This is a genomic window from Halomonas sp. C22, from assembly GCF_007655045.1.
Classification (GTDB): Bacteria; Pseudomonadota; Gammaproteobacteria; order Pseudomonadales; family Halomonadaceae; genus Vreelandella; species Vreelandella hamiltonii.
Window position 1 is genome coordinate 41270 of the sequence record NZ_VBVC01000005.1, and the last position, 18228, is coordinate 59497.

Genomic DNA, 18228 nt, shown 5'->3' on the forward strand with positions numbered 1-18228 from the left:
AGGCGGGTCGCCGCAAATCAAATGTGGAAGGTTTTTCCATAAAGCCCAGTGGGCTATGATAGGGCGACACACACTCCCCAACCCCAAGGAGCCACCATGAGCTTTTACGTCTACCTTTCCGGCGAGATTCACACCGACTGGCGCGAAGAGATCCAACGCGGCGCAGAAGCCGCAGGCCTGGACGTGGTCTTCACCGCCCCGGTGACCGACCACGACGCCTCCGATGCCGCAGGCGACCACCTGGGCAAGCCGGACAACGGCTTCTGGCGCGACCACCAGTCCTCCAAAGTGAACGCCATCCGCACCCGCACCCTGATCGAACAAGCCGATCTGGTGGTGGTGCGCTTCGGCGACAAGTACAAGCAGTGGAACGCCGCCTTCGATGCAGGCTACTGCGCAGCCCTGGCCAAGCCCTACATCACGCTGCACAGCGAAGAGATCGTTCACCCGCTGAAAGAAGTCGACGCCCAGGCCCAAGCCTGGTGCACCACCACCGATCAGGTCGTGGAAACCCTGCGCTACGTACTGAAAGCGTAAAACACCCCAAGGAGCCCACATGCGCGAAAATGCCAAAACCCCGGAACGCCATGCCCAGCGCATGGCGGCCAAGCAAAAAATCATGAACGAGCGCATCGCCCGCGCCGACAAAGAGCAGGGCATCTTGCTGGTGCTCACCGGCCCCGGCAAAGGCAAAAGCAGCTCCGGTTTTGGCATGCTCGCCCGCGCCCTGGGCCACGGCATGAAGGTAGGCGTGGTGCAGTTCATCAAGGGCGCGTTCAGCACCGGCGAAGAAGCCTTCTTCCGCAACCTGCCCAACGTGGACTACCACGTCATGGGCGAAGGCTACACCTGGGACACCCAGGACCGCGAACGCGACGTCGCCGCCGCCAACGCCGCCTGGGCACAAGCCAAGCGCATGCTGCAAGACGACAGCTACCACATGGTACTGCTCGACGAACTCAACATCGCCCTGCGCTACGAGTACCTCGACCTGGACCAGGTCCTCGACGACCTGCAAGCCCGCCCCCCCATGCAACACGCCATCGTCACCGGCCGCTACGCCCCCCAACCCCTCATCGACCTCGCCGACACCGTCACCGAAATGAAAGTCGTCAAACACGCCTTCAAAGACCAAGGCATCAAAGCCCAAAAAGGCATCGAGCTTTGAAGTGAGGCGAAACGCGCAAGGGGGTAACGGCAATGCAAATGGTCGATGGCAACTTGTAGCGCGGCGTAACGCCTGAGCGAGAGCAACGAGCGAAGAAGGCACCCGCGAAGGCGGCCCCCAGCCGCCCCGAACTTGCATTGTGGGAGGCAGCTTTAGCTCGCGACGATCAAGCCACCAAACCTCACCCCACCCGTAGCGCGGTGTAACGCCCGAGCGAGAGCAACGAGCGAGGAAGGCACCCGCGAAGGCGGCGCCAGCCGCCCCGAAGCCGCCTTGTGGGAGGCAGTTTCAGCTCGCGACGATCAAGCCACCAAACCTCACCCCAGCCGTAGCGCGGCGTAACGCCCGAGCGAGAGCAACGAGCGAGGAAGGCACCCGCGAAGGCGGCCTTCAGCCGCCCCGAACCCGCCACATCCCCTCACCCACATTCCTCAAACTGACCCAACGCAATTTTTCCAAAAATCTGCGTGACCAAAGCCAAATTTATCAATAGAGTATGATGAAACCGTAAAAAGCAGCGGGCACGCGAATTTTGGTTATGCTGCCATAAGTCAGCTATAGTCTTTTAGAAACAATGGTTTATGCCTGTTTGAGTGGCGATATAACATCAATAATCATGCTGGCGTGTTCAATAGTTTTATGTGGAAGGGCGTATAATCACACTGTTAGCTGCTAAACGGAGAAATGAGACTTCAGATGGATGAGAAATACCAGTCAGCACTAGAAAAGAATTTTGCTGAATACTTAGTTACTTTAGGCTATCCCAAAGATTCCATAGTCTATGAGCCAGCTTTTCTTGCTACTGACGGTAAGCGCTCTTACCGGCCCGATTTTGCTATTGTTGATCCGGTCAAAAAAGAACGTTTAGCAATTATAGAAATTAAAGGTCGGCATTTAAAAGATACTGAAAATACCTACCGCCAGTTGTCTGCATACAGCAAAGCCATAGAAAAGGAACGCATACCTCTGTTTTTGGTAACAGAATCAGAATCACCACAAGGCATGTTTCCATTTGATCTTTATGTGTTTAATGAAGAGGGAGCGTTAATAAAGTCCGATTTTGCTTTGTTTCCTACTTTTCCTGCTCTAACAGCAGATGACTCTGCAGAGCGGAAAACAGAAATCAGGAAAGAGAAGAGTGAGACAATAGAAAGCTTTCAGAAAGTCTCTTGGGCTCTCGCAGGCATACTTTTATCAGTTGTAATCGCTGACTTTATTTGTGCTCAATATGAAATCGAGCTTTTAACTGCAGAAAGAATGGCTTTATTGGGTGCATGTGTAGCCCTAGTTGTAATCCCCTTTGCACAAAAATTCAAAGGGCTTGGCATAGAGTGGGAAAAAGCTAAAAATGAACAAGATCGCAGCTAACAAAGCGCTGCTAGGGACAAACCTACGCTGCGCTTCGGTTTGCCCCAGAGCGCGGCGTTATATTCACTAATAAAAGAGTAATAGATGTCTATTCTAGATTTTAAAGAAATTCCAATGCCGCATAAGGGTGGTGGAGAACAAGATAAGTTCGAGCTATTTGCTAGGGATTTTTTTGAGCAAATAGGCTATGAAATTCACTCAACTCCCGGACGTGGAGCAGATGGTGGTAAAGATTTAATCTTAATTGAGACTAGAAAAGGTATTGCCAGTAATACTGAGGTTAGATGGTTAGTGAGCTGTAAACACAAAGCTCATTCTGGAGCATCTGTTTTGAAAACAGATGAGCCTGAGATATCTGATTCATTAAGGGCTCACAATTGCACTGGCTTTATTGGTTTTTATTCCACTTTGCCCTCATCAGGCTTAGTTGCTAAAGTTGAAAGCATTCAAGGAATTGAGCATCAGTTTTTTGATTCATCAAAAATAGAACAAGCTTTACTTACAAACACTAAATGCCTAGATTTAGCAAAACGATATTTTCCTGAGTCCTTCAAAAACTGGGCAGATGAAAATCCAAAGCCTGCTCAGATATTTTCTGACCATGAGCCTTTTAAGTGTCACCTTTGCGACTCTGTTTTGGATTTTGACAATCGTGGTATTGTAACTTCGTGGAGTAAATATGAAGAGAGTGACGATGGTTTAATCAAAAAGATAAGAAACCAATATGTCTGTTGTGGTGGTGATTGTGACCGTATCTTATCCAAACGTTACTTCACAGATGGATATGTAGATGCTTGGGCTGAACTCCGAGACTATTTTACACCTACATTGTACTTGAAAGCAGTTATGGCATTTTGCAATGAATTAAATGATCCGAAAATTCAATACAGTGAAGAAGCATTTGATCAAGAAAAGTCCATATTAATTAAGGCTTACCCTTATGTTTGCCGAAACTTAACGCAAAGTGAAGTTGAAAATGTAAGAGACTTGGCTATGCTTCCTCAGTTCCTAGGCGGACTAGGTTAACGTGAATATAACAAAGCATTGCAGCGGACAAGCCGCTGAATGCGGAGTTATACGACATGAGTTCTCTGCCTGCTGATTGTAACTGGAATGCACAATGACAGATAAACCCTATCTATCTATCGAGAATGTTAGAACCTGCCTTATTCGCTTCCTAGAGTCTGATGAAGCATCGGTTATCGCTATTCGAGGTGGATGGGGTGTAGGGAAAACTCATTTTTGGAATGAGCTAATTTCAGAAGTAGTGAATACGAATTTGCACGAAAGTGTGAAGTCATACTCGTATATTTCGCTTTTTGGTATTGATTCGTTAGAAGGATTCAAGTACGCGATATTTGAAAATACTGTTCCGAGAAGCATGATAGGTAAACCTATTACGCTTGAATCATTCTCCGAAAATGTTGGAAAAGTGTCACAGATTCTAGGGAAAAGGGCACTGAAGACTATCTTTAGCACCAAGCCGCTGAATGGGTTTTCAAGGGCCGTTGATTCTGCTTCTTTTCTTTCTGTACGAAACACATTGATTTGTGTGGATGATATGGAAAGAAAAGGTGAAAAATTGTCTTCGAGAGATTCATTAGGCCTTATCTCTTACTTAAAAGAGCATCGATGCTGCAAGGTTGTACTTCTGTTAAATGACGGTGAAGATGGCATGGATGAATATATAAAGTATAGGGAGAAAGTCATTGATATCGAGTTGGAATACCGGCCGAGCGTTAAGGATAATGTTGATATAGCTTTTGATGCTCAGCGTGGTATTTTTGATATTGCAAATGAGTATGCTTGCAGCCTAAATTCGTCAAACATTAGAACGCTACTCAAAACCAAGCGTTACATCTCTATCCTGTCAGCGACAATAAGTGATCTAGAAATCGAGGTCCAGAGGGAAGTCGTGAGCTCGGTGGTGCTTTTTTGTTTGTGCTTTTATCGGGCAGGAAATCCGTTAATTCCACCGTTAGACTACGTTGCCAATATCGGGAGTAAGTTGTTCAGGATAGGGGGTGATAAAGAGATTCCTGAAAATGAAAAGCCTTGGCATAAATTTCTTATGAGTTTTGGCTATCGAACTACCAATCAACTGGATAAGGTTCTTGCTAGGGGGGTGGAGGCCGGTTTTTTTGACTTGGAAGAAGTTAATAAAATAGCCACTGCACGAAATGAAGAAGTTCTCCAGCATAAATCTACGCAGGAGTTTCATGATGCTTGGAGTCTTTATCACAACACATTCGAAGAGAATGAAGATCAACTCGTTGAAGAGTTGCAGCGAAGCTTGGTTAGAAACGCTAAAACAGTCAGTCCGACAAACTTGAATGGCACAGTAGTGCTTTTGAGAGATTTGGGTCGCGAAGAGATTGCGGACAAAATTATTGAGCAGTATGTGCTCGCTCGTAAAGATCAACCAAAGGTATTCGACCTCAACGATTACGCTTTTGGCGGCGATGTCACAGACTCAAAAATTAGAGAGGTTTTCGCGTCCGAGTACGAGAAAATCGATAGCCGACCCTCGCTTTTAGATGTCTTGGAGCGGCTGTCAACTACAAATGGATGGTCTCCGATAGACGAGGAGGTATTAGCGGAGTCTACTCCCGAAGATTACGTTTCTATATTCGATAGTGAAAGGGGCGAGCATCTTGATCAGTACGTGAGAGTTGGGCTCAAATTCAGAGAATGGTCAAATGGTAACGATGTTCGAGAAAAGATCGGTAGAAACTTGGAGGAAGCACTTCAGATCATAGGGCAAAGGTCTCGGTTGAATCGACGCCGGGTGAAGAAATTTGGAGTCATAATCGAAGATGACGCATAACAATTTGCGGCAGTTCACGCCTACGGCGTCGGACGCTCGTTCCTCGCGCCGCTGTGCAAGGCGTTATGCACTTAATGGAGGTATACAGAGTAGATGATGCTAGAAATTGAGCCAGACTGGGTTTCGGCAGCAGCTACGTTCTTTGCTGGAATCGCCACAATCGCGGCTGCGTTCACTGCTATTTTCGCATATAGACTGCAGCGAGCTATGGCTGTGAGCAGGCAGCAGATTTTGAAGGGAGACAACCTGCTGAAGAACATTCAGTCGTTGATTGCCACGTTTGCGGATATTCATGCAACGGCGAAGCAAGACTGGTCTCCAGATAGAACAGAAAAGCTTCGCTCGCTCTCAGAAGATATTCGCTATACCGAGACTGTTATAAAATCGCTGAATCCTGCGATAGGCGCCAAGGTCGAAGAGTGGCGAATTTCTTCAGATAGCCAAGGGGATAGTATCCCCCGAATTGTGGATTATATTCTTGGTGGGGCTGGCGCAATCATCGGAGATAAGTATGACAGCTTCCTATTCTCAAAGGCGTCAGAACTCAGAAAAATTCAGGACGAAATGTTCAAAGAGATTGGTGCATAACCATGCAATGCACGCGACAGGCGCGTGATTGCGGCGTTATGCATCAGAGTGAAATCCTATGCTAAGAAAACTCAAAGAGGCTTTGTTTGGGCGCCAGACACAGAAACCCCAGTCTAGCTCAGCTGCTGAGTCTCAGCAGTCACGCTATACGATTCGAGATGGCCGATTAACACCAACAGATCAGGCATTCGATGCGTGGACTTCTCGAGACCTTGCAAAAATGCGGGCCGCGCTCGATAAAAAGACCAACCTCGTTGATCGCCATTTTCTGCTCATGACTTTGGTTGACGAGACTTACAAGCGCAGGAAGGAGGATTTAGAGGCTAAGGAGTTCTGTGCTCAGGTTGCAGAGCAGCACCTTGAAGAGTTTCCGGATATTAAACCAGCCTTGGTGAAGAGTCTTGATGGAATTCTGCCTCGTGTCACTACATTTCAAAAGTACGCCACCTTGTTAACTGAGGAAGGTGAATATAAAAGGGCAATTGAGGTCTGTGAAATTGCGATCTCGCATGATCTTAATGATGGAACTAAAGGAGGCTTTGAAGGGCGCATTGCTAAGATCAAAAAGAAGGCTGGAGATGGAAATGCATAACAATCGCAGGCACGGCGACGGCTTTTTCGTTGCGGCTGCGCCTTCACTACAAAGCCGCGCGTGCTGCGGGCGTTATGGATACAACTAGGAATTTGTGCAATGGCAAAGAAAAAACGAACTTTAGCCTTCTTCAACCTGCTTCATGACCTTGAGCATACGATTGGGAGTGAGTGCTATAACGGCAATATCCAAAACTTTGGACCTGGGGGAGTATGGGAAGGTGAGGGACGAAGTTTTCGATACCCCGTTACCTTTACAAACAAGAAAGGTATGAAAGAGAAGTATCGAGGCAAGCTCCCGCGCACTGAGTCCACTTCAGGTGAAATAGCTCAATGCGTATTGGGTGAAGAAAGGTACCAGTCTGCATATTATGCGTTTGGAGCTAACAATCTTCATATTCTCAGAGCGCTTGATCTGTGCTTGAAAAGCATGGAGCAAAGATTCGGAATAAATTTCGATGAGCTATTAGCTGAGGAGAAAATCAAAAACGCCGCATCAAAATTGGCAAAGAAGTGAAGTTTACCCATAACAATCGCAATCAATACGGCCCCGCGGGTCCGGACGTCGCTTCGCTCCGCCGTTGTTGCGGGCGTTAAAGATGCTGCTCCAAATCCATACTGTTGTGGAGAATTCGGATGACAACGATCCTGGATTCCGTACCGGCTCTGTAAAAGATTACATGACTGCCCTGACTGAACTTTTTGTACCTTGGTTTTATGTCACCCGCATTGCGGCCAATATCAGGCTGGCGAGCGAGCAGCTTGAAAGCATCGTCAAGCTGCCTGAGGTACGTATCGCGTTGGCGCTTTCCCCACTTTTCGGTGGTGAAGCGGCCTATCTCGACAACGTCTTTTCGGGCAGAGGCAGTGAGCAGGTATGGACGCATCAGTGAGCTTCGTTGTCCAGTTCTGTAATAACGCTTTCAAGGGAATACTCTGCTATTCCACTCTGCTCGCCTTCATCCAGGAGGCGTTGGAGCCGTTCAAGCTTACTTTCCGTTTCTTCAAGCAGACGCAGTCCGGCACGTACCACCTCGCTCACCGAGCCATAGCGGCCCTTTTCAACCTGAGTGGCTATAAACTCGTCAAAGTGGGGGCCGAGTGTAATGCTGGTATTTCTAGCCATGGGGAGACTCCTGTACCAAATATTGGTATATCATGGCAAAGCACCCATAACAAGGCAAGGCAGGCCGACGCGATAAAGTCGCGCCACTGCGAAGCTGGCCTCCATCGGCCTCAAACCAAAAGCGCAGGAACTGCTAGCGCTGGTAGCCGAAGACCCATACCGCAAGCCGCCTCCGTTTGAGAAACTCGTGTGTGATTTTGCGGGGGCTTATTCACGCCGCATCAATATTCAGCATCGCCTAGTCTATCAAGTGCTCGATGACGAGCGAGTGGTGAAAGTTCTCAGGCTCTGGAGCCACTACGAATAATGCATAACCAACGGCTGTTGCGGATGTATTAGCCTTTATTCACGGCCCGACGTCGCCGAGATAGAACGCACGATTCGTGCGACGACCTGAAATACGCCAGCAGTGGTGACGGCGATGGCACGCCAATGGGTGCAAGAGGGAACAGTGGCGCTTTTGGAACAGCGCATCAGTGTCTACCGCTGCTCCTTTTTCAACGGCAGCCCAGGTGCCCCATGCCATCCGTCTTGCGCTAGCATCGGTAGATATTCAGCAGCTCGAAAAAGCACTGTGTACCGTCAGGGAGGTCGTTGAATACCATGCCTACGTTTAACATCCGCCGTCGAGTCACCACGAACACGGCCAACCACGAATCCTCACTTTGACAAGACGGCTCCAACCATGACCCGCAAAACCCTAAGCCTCAAAACGAAACGGCCCCCAGAGGCCAAGCCCGCCGACACAGTGGCCGACTCCTCACCCGAAGAGCAATCACACACCGACCCCGAAAAGCGCTTTCTCAACGGCACGGCCATTCATCCTTCCCCGCGCCTTTATCTCGCCAACGGCGTTCGTGAGCACAGCGTGCGGGCGATGGATTTGATCACGCCCATTGGCATGGGGCAGCGCGGGCTGATCGTGGCGCCGCCGGGGGCGGGGAAAACCACGCTGTTGAAGCATATCTGCCAGGCCGTGGCGGCGGCATATCCCGAGATCAAGCTGTATGCCCTGTTGATCGATGAGCGCCCGGAGGAAGTGACCGATTTCAAGCGCAGCGTGACCGCCGAGGTGCACGCTTCGTCGTCTGACGAAAGCTACGCCCACCATGCGCGCGTGGCCGATAGCCTGCTGCAAACGGCGTGCAGGCAAGCCGGTGAGGGGCACGATGTGATGATCGTGATCGACTCATTGACACGGCTTTCCCGGGTGCACAACGCGGGGCAGCGGGGCAGTGGGCGTACCATGTCGGGCGGGTTGGATACCCGGGCGCTGGAAATCCCCCGCAAACTGTTCGGGGCGGCACGGAACATCGAAAACGGCGGCTCGCTGACCATTCTGGCCACCGTGCTGGTGGAGACGGGAAGCCGCATGGATCAGGTGATCTTCGAGGAGTTCAAGGGCACCGGCAACATGGAGCTGGTGCTGTCGCGGGAGGTGGCCAGCCAGCGCATCTTCCCGGCGCTCGATATTGCCAAAAGCAGTACCCGCCGCGAAGAGCTGTTGATCGAGGCCCACGAGATCGAAAAGGTACGCAGCCTGCGCAGAGCCTTGACGCCGCTCAAGCCAACCGACGGCGCGCAGAAGCTGCTGGCGCTGATGGAGAAGTACCCCACCAACGCCGAGCTGCTGGCGGCGTTTTCACCCGCTCAGGGGTAAGGCCTGCCACCTGCCTGCGGGCCATCGCTCGCCGACGCTGCGTGCAACGTCTAGCGGCTGCCTTTCTTCACATGCTTCAAATTGGAGGCCGGGACGGCCTTCTTGACCGGAAACTCTGCCACTTCCCTGCGCTCGATGAGCTGGTTCATGCGTCGTTCGATGGCACACAGGTTCTTGAAGTCGCTGATGTCCACCAGCGAGATGGCTTCCCCGGAGGCCCCGGCGCGGCCGGTGCGGCCAATGCGGTGGATGTACTCTTCCGGCTGGAAGGGTAAGTCGTAGTTCACCACTCGGCTCAGCTCGCCGATATCCAGCCCCCGCGCGGCGACGCCGGTGGCCACCAGGTACTTGAGCTCACCGGTTTTGAACTGGGCCAGAATCTTTTCGCGCATGGCCTGGCTTCTGCCGCCATGGATGGAGTCCGCGACGATGCCGCGTTTCTCCAACTGGGCCACCAGCTTGGCCGCGCTGTGCTTTTTCTCGACGAAGATCAGCGCCTGGTCCCAGGCCTGTTCGTTGATCAGGTGGCTGAGCAGGGCGGATTTGGTGTCCTTGTCGACCGTGATCAGCCACTGTTCGATGGTGTCGGCGGCGCGAACGTTGGGGGTGATGGCGATGTTGGCGGCCAGGTCGGTCATCTTGCTGTCTGAAAAACTGCGGGCGAGGGCGCGAACGTCCTGGGTCATGGTGGCCGTGAACAGCAGGTTCTGGCGCTGTTCCGGCAGGCGCACGATGATCTTGTGAATATCATCCACAAAGCCCATGTCGACCATTCTGTCCGCTTCGTCCAGCACCATGACCTGAAGCTCGTCGAAGTGCAGGGCGCGCTGATGGGCCAGGTCCAGCAGCCTGCCCGGTGTGGCCACCAGAATGTCCACGCCTTCGATCAAACGCTCCTTTTGGGGCGCGGTATCCACACCGCCATACGCGGCCATCGAGGTGAGCTGGGTATGCCTGGCGTATTGCGCCACGCTGGCGTTGACCTGTACCGCCAGCTCGCGAGTGGGCACCAGAATCAGCGCGCGGATGCGCTTGGCCCGCAGCGCTTCTGCGTTGCTGAAGCGCTCCAGCAGCGGCAGCACGAAGGCGGCGGTTTTGCCGGTGCCGGTTTGGGCGGTGGCGATGAGGTCCTTCCCCGAGAGAATGGCGGGAATGGCCTGTTCCTGGATGGGCGTGGGCGTCTGGTAACCGAGTTCGGTAATCGCCTGAACGAGGGGAGTGGATAAACCGAGTGTAGAAAAAGGCATAAGGGGCCCTGACAGCGAGTCGTAGGTGGGTCGAACGTAAAAAGTGGTGCAGCATAGCGTAAAATCGGCCCGCCGTTGCTCGAATATTGCCCGCGGCGTCACCGTACCCCGCCTTACACAAGGTATAATGCCCCCTTCCCGGCGAAGCCTGTGTGCTTTAGCCTGCTGTTTTACGTCGATAAGGTCGTGGTTTGATGATCAACACCAAAATTTACAAGGCGGTGTACGAGCTGGCCGAAAAGCTGATGAAGGCCGCGTCCAGGGATGACCGCGCCACCTTTGAGGCGCTTTACGCCGAGTTGCAGGCGATCTGCACCGAGCATGAGAACACCGAGAAAGACCACCCCGAGCAGTGGGAAACCCTGGCCGACTTCACCGAAGAGCTGGAAGACGCGCTGCCGATCTACCAAAAGGCGCTGGAAAAGGCAGTGGCCAAGCAGTCGAACGACCATCTGGCCTCGATTGGCTTTTCCATGGCCACCCTGCAGGTGGAGCTGGGCGAGCCCCAGGCCGCCATCGAAAGCTTGCAGCGCGCCCAGGCCAGCGCCCAAACGATTGAAGACAACGAGCTGAAAGCAGAGATCGACGAGCTGCTGGCCACGCTCACCAACGGTTAGGAGTCACCTTGACCAATAACGATATTTTTCGCCGTATTCGCTATGCCTTCGATTTGAAGGAAGCCACCATCGTCAATATCTTCGCCCTGGCAGAGGTGGACGTGACGCCTGCCCAGGTAACGGCCTGGCTGAAGAAGGATGAGGACGAAGCGCTGGTGCCCATGAAGAACCGTGAGCTGGCGGCGTTTTTGAATGGTTTCATCAGCTTCAAGCGGGGCAAGCGCGAAGGCCCGGTGCCTGCGCCGGAAACCCAGCTGAACAACAACATGGTGTTCCAGAAGCTGCGTATTGCGCTGAACATGAAGGCCGAAGACGTGCTAGCAGTGTTCGAGCAGGTGGGGCTACCGCTCAGCCCCCACGAGCTGAGCGCGTTCTTCCGCAAGCCAAGCCACAAGAATTACCGCGAGTGCAAGGACCAGATGCTGCGCAACTTCCTGATGGGCGTGCAGCAACAGCAGCGCCCCAGCCAGGAGAGCTGACGGCTAAGGTGATACCTTAGCCGTCGCGCTTCACGCACACGAAGATGGCATTGCCAGACGCGTTGTCCCACGGGGTGATGGTCTGGTAGTCGTGCTCGAACACGTGCACCTCGAAGTAGGGCGTCAGCAGGGCGATGAGTTCGCCAAAGCTGACCGCCACCATGGGGTGCTCGTCATTCCATACCTGGGTGACCGCAGGCGTGCTCTTTTCGATACTGAGCCGCAGCGTTTGCCGTTCCCCTTGCCCCGCATAGTGCCAACCCGAACGAAACGTGAAGCGATCCTCGCCCTGTTGGGCGGTGTGCTTGACGAACAGCGCGTTGTCGATGCGCTCCTTGTCCACGCTATTGAAGCACAGTACGCCGCCGGTGCGCAGGGCGCGGTGGGCGCTGGCGATGCAGGCGCTCAGCTTTTCCAGGTTGGCGTTGTAGTGGATGGAGTATAAAAAGCAGGTGATCAAATCCACCGGCTCATCCACCTGGAATTGGCCCATGTCTTGCAGCGAAAAGTGAGCTTCCGGGCAGCGGGTGGCCGCCAGGTCCAGCATCGGCTGGTGAATGTCCAGCCCGCTGCTGGTGTAACCCACATCCAAAAAATGGCGCACGTGGGGGCCGGTGCCGCAGGCCAGGTCCAGGTGCTGGCTGCCCGCGTTGCCAAACAGCTGATGCAGGCGATGAATGGCGTTACTTTGCGCGCGGTAGTCGATGTCGACGCACATCAGATCGTAATAGCCGGAAAGGTCGGTGTAGAGCGCGTTGACGGACATGGTGGCCTAACGGTGAACGCTAAAGGAAAGAGGTGGCGCATGGTATACGAGCGCTTCGTATTTGAGAAGCCGGGTTTGGCTAGCCAACGGAGAGGGCGATGATACATATCGGAATTGAAACGCTGGAAGCGCAGGATGTGGTGGCGCTATTGGAAGAGCACCTGGCCGACATGCACGCCACCTCGCCACCGGAAAGCGTGCATGCGCTGGACGTGACCGCGCTCAAGGCAGCCAATATCACCTTTTACAGCGCCCGCCAGAACGGCCAGCTGTTGGGCTGTGCGGCAATCAAGGCGCTGGGGGAGGGCCAGGCGGAGCTGAAGTCCATGCGTACCACGCCCGCTGCCCGCCAGCAGGGCGTGGGCGCCCGGCTGTTGACGCACGTGCTGGAAGAGGCCCGCGCTCGGGGCTATCACACCGTCTATCTGGAGACGGGCTCGATGGCTTTCTTCGAGCCCGCTCGCCGTTTATATGCTCGGCTCGGGTTCGAGTATTGCGGGCCGTTTGGCAGCTACCGGCTTGATCCCAATAGCTGTTTCATGCGGCTATGCCTGAAGGAGGGCTAAAGAATCCTGGCGATTTTCCGATAATAGAAAGGTACGTCTTTTCTTAGCCACTAACGAGTCTGCCATGCCCAAATTACGTGCTCTGTTGTTGTCCGCTGCCCTGTTGATGCTTACCGCAACGGCTCAGGCATCTGTGCAGGCGGCAGAGGAGGCGGCGCTGGCGTGGTTGGCGAAGATCGATAACAGTGAGTATGAACAGGCATGGGAAGCCGCTTCGCCACTGCTGAGCACACCGCTTTCTGCCACTATGCTTGAACGCACCGTTGCGCTGTCGCGCAAGGACTTTGGCTCGGTGCAATCGCGCCGCCGAGTGCGCGTTTCGCAGTACACCTCCATGCCCGGCGCTGAACGGGGCGACTTCAAGGTCGTTACCTTCCAGACCCAGTTTGCCAACCGCCCCCGAGTGGTCGAGGTAGTAACCCCACATCTGGAAAACGGCACCTGGCGGGTCAGTGGTTACTATATCGAGTGAGGGATGGGCCAATCAGCCGCTAGCCCATCACACGATCATTCCCGCCAATGCCTGCATTACCAGCACGATGACCAGCACCGCGCTGCCCAGTGCGAGGCTGGTCATCAGCGCATGACGCTTCCACAGAGTTTCAACCCGTTTGCCATAGCGTTTCACCAGCCAGGCCAGCCCGTAGTAGCGCAGCCCGCGTGAAAGCAGCGCTGCCAGCACGAATAGCAGGATGGGGTAACCGGAAAGCCCGGCGGTAATCATGGCCACCTGGAAGGGGATGGGAAGAATGCCGATGGCCAGAATCGCGGCAAACCCGTAGCGGTTGAAGAAGCCCTGAAACGCCTGATAGCTCTCTTCCATGCCCATGAACTCGATAAACCAGGTCCCCAGCGATTGATAGAGCACCATGCCCACGCTATAGCCCACCAGCGACGCCACCAGGCAGCCCAGCGTGGTGGCCGTGGCAATCGCCCAGATCCGCTGTTTGTTCACCGCCATCAACGGGATCAGTACCAGCTCGATGGGCACGGGCAGGATGATGGTTTCCAGAAACGAGAGGGTGGCGATCAGCCAGAGCATGTGTTTGGAGCCGTTCAAACGCTCCAGCCAGTGCTGGGTACGGGTAGAGATCAGCGCCATCGTGTCCTCCTGACGTAAATGGCATGGCCGACTGGCGGCGGCGCACATGAGGAATGTGCGGGGTTGTCGTGTAGAGTAGACTGTTGCGTATTCATTGACCGACGCACTTTGACCGACGCACTTTGACCGACTCACACGGAGTGACTCACATGAGTGATCATCATATCGTCATCATTCCGGCAGAGCCTCACTATCTGCCCACTGCGCAGCAGGTAGCCCAGGCCAAGGCTGCGTTGTGGCAGTGGATGCCCGAGGCAGAGAGTATAGACGAGCAGATATCAGAGCATGTGATGTTTCATGACTGTGGCAGCAACTTCGAGTACGTGCGCTGTCAACTGTGCGCGCAAGAGCTGACCCTTCCTGAGTGGCATCTCCTGATGGATCAGGATTACGACGCACAGCGTGGCTTTGCGCTCCTTCCCCAGACGCTACCGTGCTGCGGCAGTGACGCCAGCGTGCACCAGCTCGACTACTCCTTCCCCCAAGGGTTCGCTCGGTTTTCGCTCACGGCCATCAACCCCAGAACAGGGGCCATGAGCCCCCAACAGACCGAGTCGCTGCAAGGCCACCTGGGGCAACCCTTGCGGGTGATTTACCGGCATGTGTAGTGCGCAAGATTCGGGTAGGTGTCGGGCCTTTCACTGGGTAAGCTCTAGCGAGCATCAGCCTCTTTTGCCCCTTTGCCCGTGAGATGGACGCGATGAACGACTACGCCCGTATCGAAAAAGCCATGGCCTTCATGGTGGCCCACGCCGCCCAGCAGCCGAGCCTGGAGGCGGTGGCCGAGCAGGTACACTTGAGTGCGTTCCATTTTCAGCGGCTGTTCAGCCGCTATGTCGGGGTGAGTCCGAAGCGCTTTTTACAAGCGTTGACGCTGGCGCGGGGCAAGCAGTTGATTGCTTCTTCCCAGAGCCTTGCCGACACCGCCGAAGCGCTGGGGCTGAGCGGCGGTTCGAGGCTTTACGATCATTTCGTGACGCTGGAAGCGGTCACACCGGGGGAGTTCAAGCGCCAGGGGGAGGGCGTGGAAATTGCTTATGGGGTTCACCCCACGCCGTTTGGCCAGGTGCTGGTCGCCACCACCCCGAGAGGCATTTGCCGCATGGGCTTTTTGGCAGCGACACCCGAAGCGGAGATTCTGGCGCAGCTGGCTGCCGAGTGGCCGCGCTGTACCTTGCGCCACCAGCCGGACGCCACGCGTTACGCCGTCGAGGCGCTGTTCGAACCGCCGCGCAGCGCAGCGCCTGGTACACTTTCGCTGCATGTGCGGGGCACCAACTTTCAGCTCAACGTGTGGCGGGCACTGCTGATGATTCCGGATGGGCAGCTTGCCAGCTACTCCCACATCGCCCAGTGGCTGGGGGCGCCGAAATCGTCTCGGGCGGTGGGTAACGCGGTGGGCGCCAACCCCGTGGCGCTGTGGATTCCCTGCCACCGGGTGATTCAGCAAAGCGGCGCCCTGGGTGGCTACCGCTGGGGGCTGGAGGTGAAACGCCAGGTGCAGGCCTGGGAAGCGGCCCAGCATCTGGAATCCTCGGACAGCGCTTGAAGCGAGTGACCGGCTAGTGCCCTTCTAATGCCCAGCTAGCGCACGCTAATGTCCAAATATGGACCAGCCCGTGCGCTGCACGAACATCTCCAGGGCGCGCACCCCCAGAAGGCTGTTGCCGTAGCTATCCAGCCCCGGTGACCAGACGGCCAGCGAGCCGCGCCCCGGCGCAATGGCCAGAATGCCGCCGCCCACGCCGCTCTTGCCCGGCAAGCCCACGCGGAAAGCAAACTCGCCCGAGGCATCGTAGTGGCCACACATCATCATCAACGAGTTGATTCGGCGTGCCCGCTGGGGCGACACCACCCGCAGGTTGCTGGGGCGGTTGACGCCGTCGGAAGCCAGAAACAGCCCGGCGTGGGCCAGTTGCTCGCAGCTCATGGCGATGGCGCACTGGTGAAAGTAGGTGCCAAGCACTTTGTCCACGTCGTGGCGCAGCCGCCCAAAGGCTTTCATGAAGTGCGCCAGCGAGGCGTTGCGGTCCTTGTGCTGCATTTCCGAGGCGGCGACCTGATGGTCGAAGCAGATGCTGTTGTCGTCGGCGATATAGCGCACGAAGCTCAATATTTCGGCCAGGGTTTCCTTGGGGGCGTGGCCCATCATGATGGCGTCTACCACCGCAATGGCCCCAGCATTGATGAACGGGTTGCGCGGTTTACCGCTCTCGTGTTCCAGCTGCACGATGGAGTTGAAGGGGTCGCCGGAGGGTTCGCGGCCGACGTTGGACCACAGCGCATCGCCGAGCTTGCCCAGCGCAATGGTCAGGGTGAAGACCTTGGAAATACTCTGAATCGAGAACGGCGTGGTGGCGCAGCCCGCCGAGAAGCGCTCGCCCTCGACGGTGGCCAGGCTGATGGCAAACTGGTTGGGATCGACCTGGGCCAGTTGGGGAATGTAGTCGGCCACCTTGCCGCGCTCGGTGGCGTGGGATAGCTCGTCGGCAATCTCGTTCAGTAGCGTTTGCATCTCGGGGTCATCGCTCGCTTCAAGAGCCGCTACCCTAGCGGAAAAAAGCCCGGCTGTCTGCTGGCGGCAGCCCGCTGTGGCGCTGCGGAATAACCTTGATACCCCTTTGAGTTGATAAACATGCTGTTTGCCGTGGGAGCCCTTGCAGCGGGGCTGGTGGCATCTACACTGCAGCCTGAACCCTGCCCGGTCAAAGGAGCTTTCATGGATAGGATATCCAACGCGGGGCCGCTGCCCACGGCGTCACTGCGCGATACGCTGGCCATTCTGTGCCAGGTGCTGGCGCCCAATATTGCCAAAGGGGTGATCATTCGTCGCCCCCATGTGGTCGGCGTTGCCGAGCGGTTGTCGCTGGACGCCCGTGCCGTACAGCGCATGCAGTCGCTGAGCGAGAAGTATGGCCGCGGGCCGCTGATGCTCAAGGTGCCGATGAAGTCCATGGCGGTGGTGCTGGACCCCGCCGATGCCAACGATGTGCTGGAGCATACGCCCACCCCCTTTTCACCCAATGAGCAAGCCAAGCACAGTGCCCTCAGCCACTTCGAGCCGGGGTTCTCGCTGATTTCCGAAGGAGAGGCCCGCGAGCAGCGCAGGGCGCTGAACGAGCGGGTTCTGCAAAGCGATTGCCCTCACCATGATGCTTCCGAGGCGTTCGTGCAGGTAGTGCAGGAAGAGGTCACGGCACTGCTGGAGCGGGTCGCCACCCGCTATGACGAGCTGGATTGGCCGACCTTTCTGCTGACCTGGGACCGCATCGTTCGTCGCGTGGTGCTGGGCGACGCCGCCGCCGATGACCGCGTACTGACCGAGGAGCTGACTGCTCTGCGCAAAGCGGCCAACTGGGGCTTTTTGCGCCCCAAGCGCCAGCGCCTGCGCAAGCGCTTCGAGCAGCGCCTGGCGTATTACCTGCGTGAAGCGGCACCCGGCAGCCTGATGTCTGCGCTGGCTCAGCAGTGCCCTGGCCGGGAGCAGGCACCGTTGCAGCAGGTGCCTCAATGGCTGTTTGCCTTCGAGCCAGCGGGCATGGCGACCTTCCGCGCCCTGGCGCTGCTCAGCGCGCATCCTGATTTCGCGGCGCAGGCGCTGGCCAAAGCGCAACAGGGCCACCCGCTGGATGATTTCAAGGCCACTCTGCTGGAAGCGCTACGGCTGTGGCCCACCACGCCGCTGCTGCTGCGCCAGACCACCCAGCCAACCCAGTGGCAGGCAGGCACCATGCCCGCCAACACGTCGGTACTGATTCACGCACCCTACTTTCATCGCGACGAGCGCTACCTGCACGCCGCCCATCGCTTCACCCCCGAGCTCTGGCTGACGCCGGAAGGCCGTAGCCACACCCAAACGCCCTGGCCGCTGGTGCCGTTCAGCGGTGGGCCGGGTATCTGCCCCGGCAGGCATGTGGTGCTGCTGGTCACCAGCCACTGCCTGGCTGCCCTGTTGGGGCAGGCCCGCATCATACTTCATCCCCCGGACAAGCTCTCCGCAGAGGCCCCCATGCCGGGCCTGCTGAGCCCGTTCCATTTGCGCTTTCGGGTGCATCGCTAAGCCCCGTGGCGCATCGGGATTCTTGCACGGGGTGGCAGGGCGCTATTTAATGCAAGCCGTCCT

The 18228-nt window shown here is 55.7% G+C and carries 23 protein-coding genes; 17 read left to right on the forward strand and 6 right to left on the reverse strand.

What is annotated here, in order from left to right:
* Positions 1-96: 96 nt before the first annotated feature.
* The 8 genes from FEU76_RS11225 to FEU76_RS11260 all read left to right on the forward strand — a co-directional run bounded on the left by FEU76_RS11225 (position 97) and on the right by FEU76_RS11260 (position 7059).
* Complete coding sequence (locus tag FEU76_RS11225) at positions 97-537, forward strand: YtoQ family protein (protein WP_016914164.1); 441 nt, start codon at positions 97-99, stop codon at positions 535-537.
* 19 nt (positions 538-556) lie between these two features.
* Entirely contained in the window at positions 557-1168 is a 612-nt protein-coding gene (gene cobO / locus FEU76_RS11230) for a cob(I)yrinic acid a,c-diamide adenosyltransferase (protein ID WP_096922788.1), read from the forward strand.
* A gap of 696 nt (positions 1169-1864) precedes the next feature.
* Positions 1865-2536, forward strand: coding sequence for a type I restriction enzyme HsdR N-terminal domain-containing protein (locus tag FEU76_RS11235; RefSeq protein ID WP_144983058.1), 672 nt, complete (start codon positions 1865-1867; stop codon positions 2534-2536).
* Between the two features lie 84 nt (positions 2537-2620).
* On the forward strand, positions 2621-3562 hold the full coding sequence (locus FEU76_RS11240; protein ID WP_144983061.1) for a restriction endonuclease: 942 nt from the start codon (positions 2621-2623) through the stop codon (positions 3560-3562).
* Positions 3563-3656: 94 nt separating this feature from the next.
* Entirely contained in the window at positions 3657-5363 is a 1707-nt protein-coding gene (locus tag FEU76_RS11245) for a P-loop NTPase fold protein (protein ID WP_144983064.1), read from the forward strand.
* Between the two features lie 96 nt (positions 5364-5459).
* Positions 5460-5951, forward strand: a complete 492-nt coding sequence (locus FEU76_RS11250; RefSeq protein WP_186299139.1) for a hypothetical protein — start codon at positions 5460-5462, stop codon at positions 5949-5951.
* A 58-nt stretch (positions 5952-6009) separates the two neighbouring features.
* The gene (locus FEU76_RS11255) at positions 6010-6543 is read left to right on the forward strand and encodes a hypothetical protein (protein WP_144983072.1); all 534 of its coding nucleotides are present in this window, start codon (positions 6010-6012) and stop codon (positions 6541-6543) included.
* A gap of 99 nt (positions 6544-6642) precedes the next feature.
* Positions 6643-7059, forward strand: coding sequence for a hypothetical protein (locus FEU76_RS11260; protein ID WP_144983075.1), 417 nt, complete (start codon positions 6643-6645; stop codon positions 7057-7059).
* Positions 7060-7135: 76 nt separating this feature from the next.
* Here the strand turns inward: FEU76_RS11260 and FEU76_RS11265 are convergent, their stop codons facing one another.
* Together FEU76_RS11265 and FEU76_RS11270 are read right to left on the reverse strand one after the other, a co-directional pair.
* The gene (locus tag FEU76_RS11265; protein ID WP_144983078.1) at positions 7136-7429 is read right to left on the reverse strand and encodes a type II toxin-antitoxin system RelE/ParE family toxin; all 294 of its coding nucleotides are present in this window, start codon (positions 7427-7429) and stop codon (positions 7136-7138) included.
* Entirely contained in the window at positions 7429-7668 is a 240-nt protein-coding gene (locus FEU76_RS11270; RefSeq protein ID WP_016914150.1) for a type II toxin-antitoxin system ParD family antitoxin, read from the reverse strand. The genes FEU76_RS11265 and FEU76_RS11270 overlap by 1 nt, the downstream gene beginning before the upstream one ends.
* A 94-nt stretch (positions 7669-7762) precedes the next feature.
* Between FEU76_RS11270 and FEU76_RS11275 the strand changes: the two genes are divergently transcribed.
* Together FEU76_RS11275 and rho are read left to right on the forward strand one after the other, a co-directional pair.
* Positions 7763-7975, forward strand: coding sequence for a Txe/YoeB family addiction module toxin (locus FEU76_RS11275; protein ID WP_144983352.1), 213 nt, complete (start codon positions 7763-7765; stop codon positions 7973-7975).
* 378 nt (positions 7976-8353) lie between these two features.
* A complete protein-coding gene (gene rho / locus FEU76_RS11280; RefSeq protein WP_144983081.1) occupies positions 8354-9328 on the forward strand; it encodes a transcription termination factor Rho in 975 nt (324 codons plus the stop codon).
* Between the two features lie 50 nt (positions 9329-9378).
* Here the strand turns inward: rho and FEU76_RS11285 are convergent, their stop codons facing one another.
* Positions 9379-10575: a DEAD/DEAH box helicase gene (locus tag FEU76_RS11285; RefSeq protein ID WP_144983084.1), complete on the reverse strand. Its 1197-nt coding sequence runs from the start codon at positions 10573-10575 to the stop codon at positions 9379-9381.
* 194 nt (positions 10576-10769) lie between these two features.
* On the opposite strand from FEU76_RS11285, the gene FEU76_RS11290 reads away from it, so the two are divergent.
* Both FEU76_RS11290 and FEU76_RS11295 read left to right on the forward strand, forming a co-directional pair.
* Entirely contained in the window at positions 10770-11192 is a 423-nt protein-coding gene (locus tag FEU76_RS11290) for a tetratricopeptide repeat protein (protein ID WP_144983087.1), read from the forward strand.
* Between the two features lie 8 nt (positions 11193-11200).
* Positions 11201-11671: a DUF1456 family protein gene (locus FEU76_RS11295; RefSeq protein ID WP_016914145.1), complete on the forward strand. Its 471-nt coding sequence runs from the start codon at positions 11201-11203 to the stop codon at positions 11669-11671.
* Positions 11672-11687: 16 nt separating this feature from the next.
* Here FEU76_RS11295 and FEU76_RS11300 read toward each other — a convergent pair whose 3' ends face one another.
* Positions 11688-12437 carry a class I SAM-dependent DNA methyltransferase gene (locus FEU76_RS11300; protein WP_016914144.1) on the reverse strand — a complete coding sequence of 250 codons (750 nt, stop codon included), beginning with the start codon at positions 12435-12437 and terminating at the stop codon, positions 11688-11690.
* Between the two features lie 98 nt (positions 12438-12535).
* Here FEU76_RS11300 and FEU76_RS11305 point away from each other — a divergent pair, with 98 nt between their 5' ends.
* On the forward strand, positions 12536-13003 hold the full coding sequence (locus FEU76_RS11305) for a GNAT family N-acetyltransferase (protein WP_144983089.1): 468 nt from the start codon (positions 12536-12538) through the stop codon (positions 13001-13003).
* Positions 13004-13067: 64 nt separating this feature from the next.
* Positions 13068-13475 carry a DUF4019 domain-containing protein gene (locus FEU76_RS11310; RefSeq protein WP_039179653.1) on the forward strand — a complete coding sequence of 136 codons (408 nt, stop codon included), beginning with the start codon at positions 13068-13070 and terminating at the stop codon, positions 13473-13475.
* Between the two features lie 27 nt (positions 13476-13502).
* On the opposite strand, the gene FEU76_RS11315 is transcribed toward FEU76_RS11310, so the two are convergent.
* Positions 13503-14105 (reverse strand): YqaA family protein, encoded by a 603-nt coding sequence (locus tag FEU76_RS11315; RefSeq protein ID WP_039179656.1) that lies wholly within the window; start codon positions 14103-14105, stop codon positions 13503-13505.
* Positions 14106-14254: 149 nt separating this feature from the next.
* On the opposite strand from FEU76_RS11315, the gene FEU76_RS11320 reads away from it, so the two are divergent.
* Positions 14255-14713, forward strand: a complete 459-nt coding sequence (locus FEU76_RS11320; protein WP_144983092.1) for a hypothetical protein — start codon at positions 14255-14257, stop codon at positions 14711-14713.
* A 92-nt stretch (positions 14714-14805) separates the two neighbouring features.
* Positions 14806-15654, forward strand: coding sequence for a bifunctional transcriptional activator/DNA repair enzyme AdaA (locus FEU76_RS11325; protein WP_144983095.1), 849 nt, complete (start codon positions 14806-14808; stop codon positions 15652-15654).
* A 45-nt stretch (positions 15655-15699) separates the two neighbouring features.
* Here the strand turns inward: FEU76_RS11325 and FEU76_RS11330 are convergent, their stop codons facing one another.
* Positions 15700-16620, reverse strand: coding sequence for a glutaminase (locus FEU76_RS11330; protein ID WP_016914137.1), 921 nt, complete (start codon positions 16618-16620; stop codon positions 15700-15702).
* A gap of 204 nt (positions 16621-16824) precedes the next feature.
* Here FEU76_RS11330 and FEU76_RS11335 point away from each other — a divergent pair, with 204 nt between their 5' ends.
* The gene (locus tag FEU76_RS11335; protein ID WP_144983098.1) at positions 16825-18165 is read left to right on the forward strand and encodes a cytochrome P450; all 1341 of its coding nucleotides are present in this window, start codon (positions 16825-16827) and stop codon (positions 18163-18165) included.
* Positions 18166-18228 lie beyond the last annotated feature (63 nt).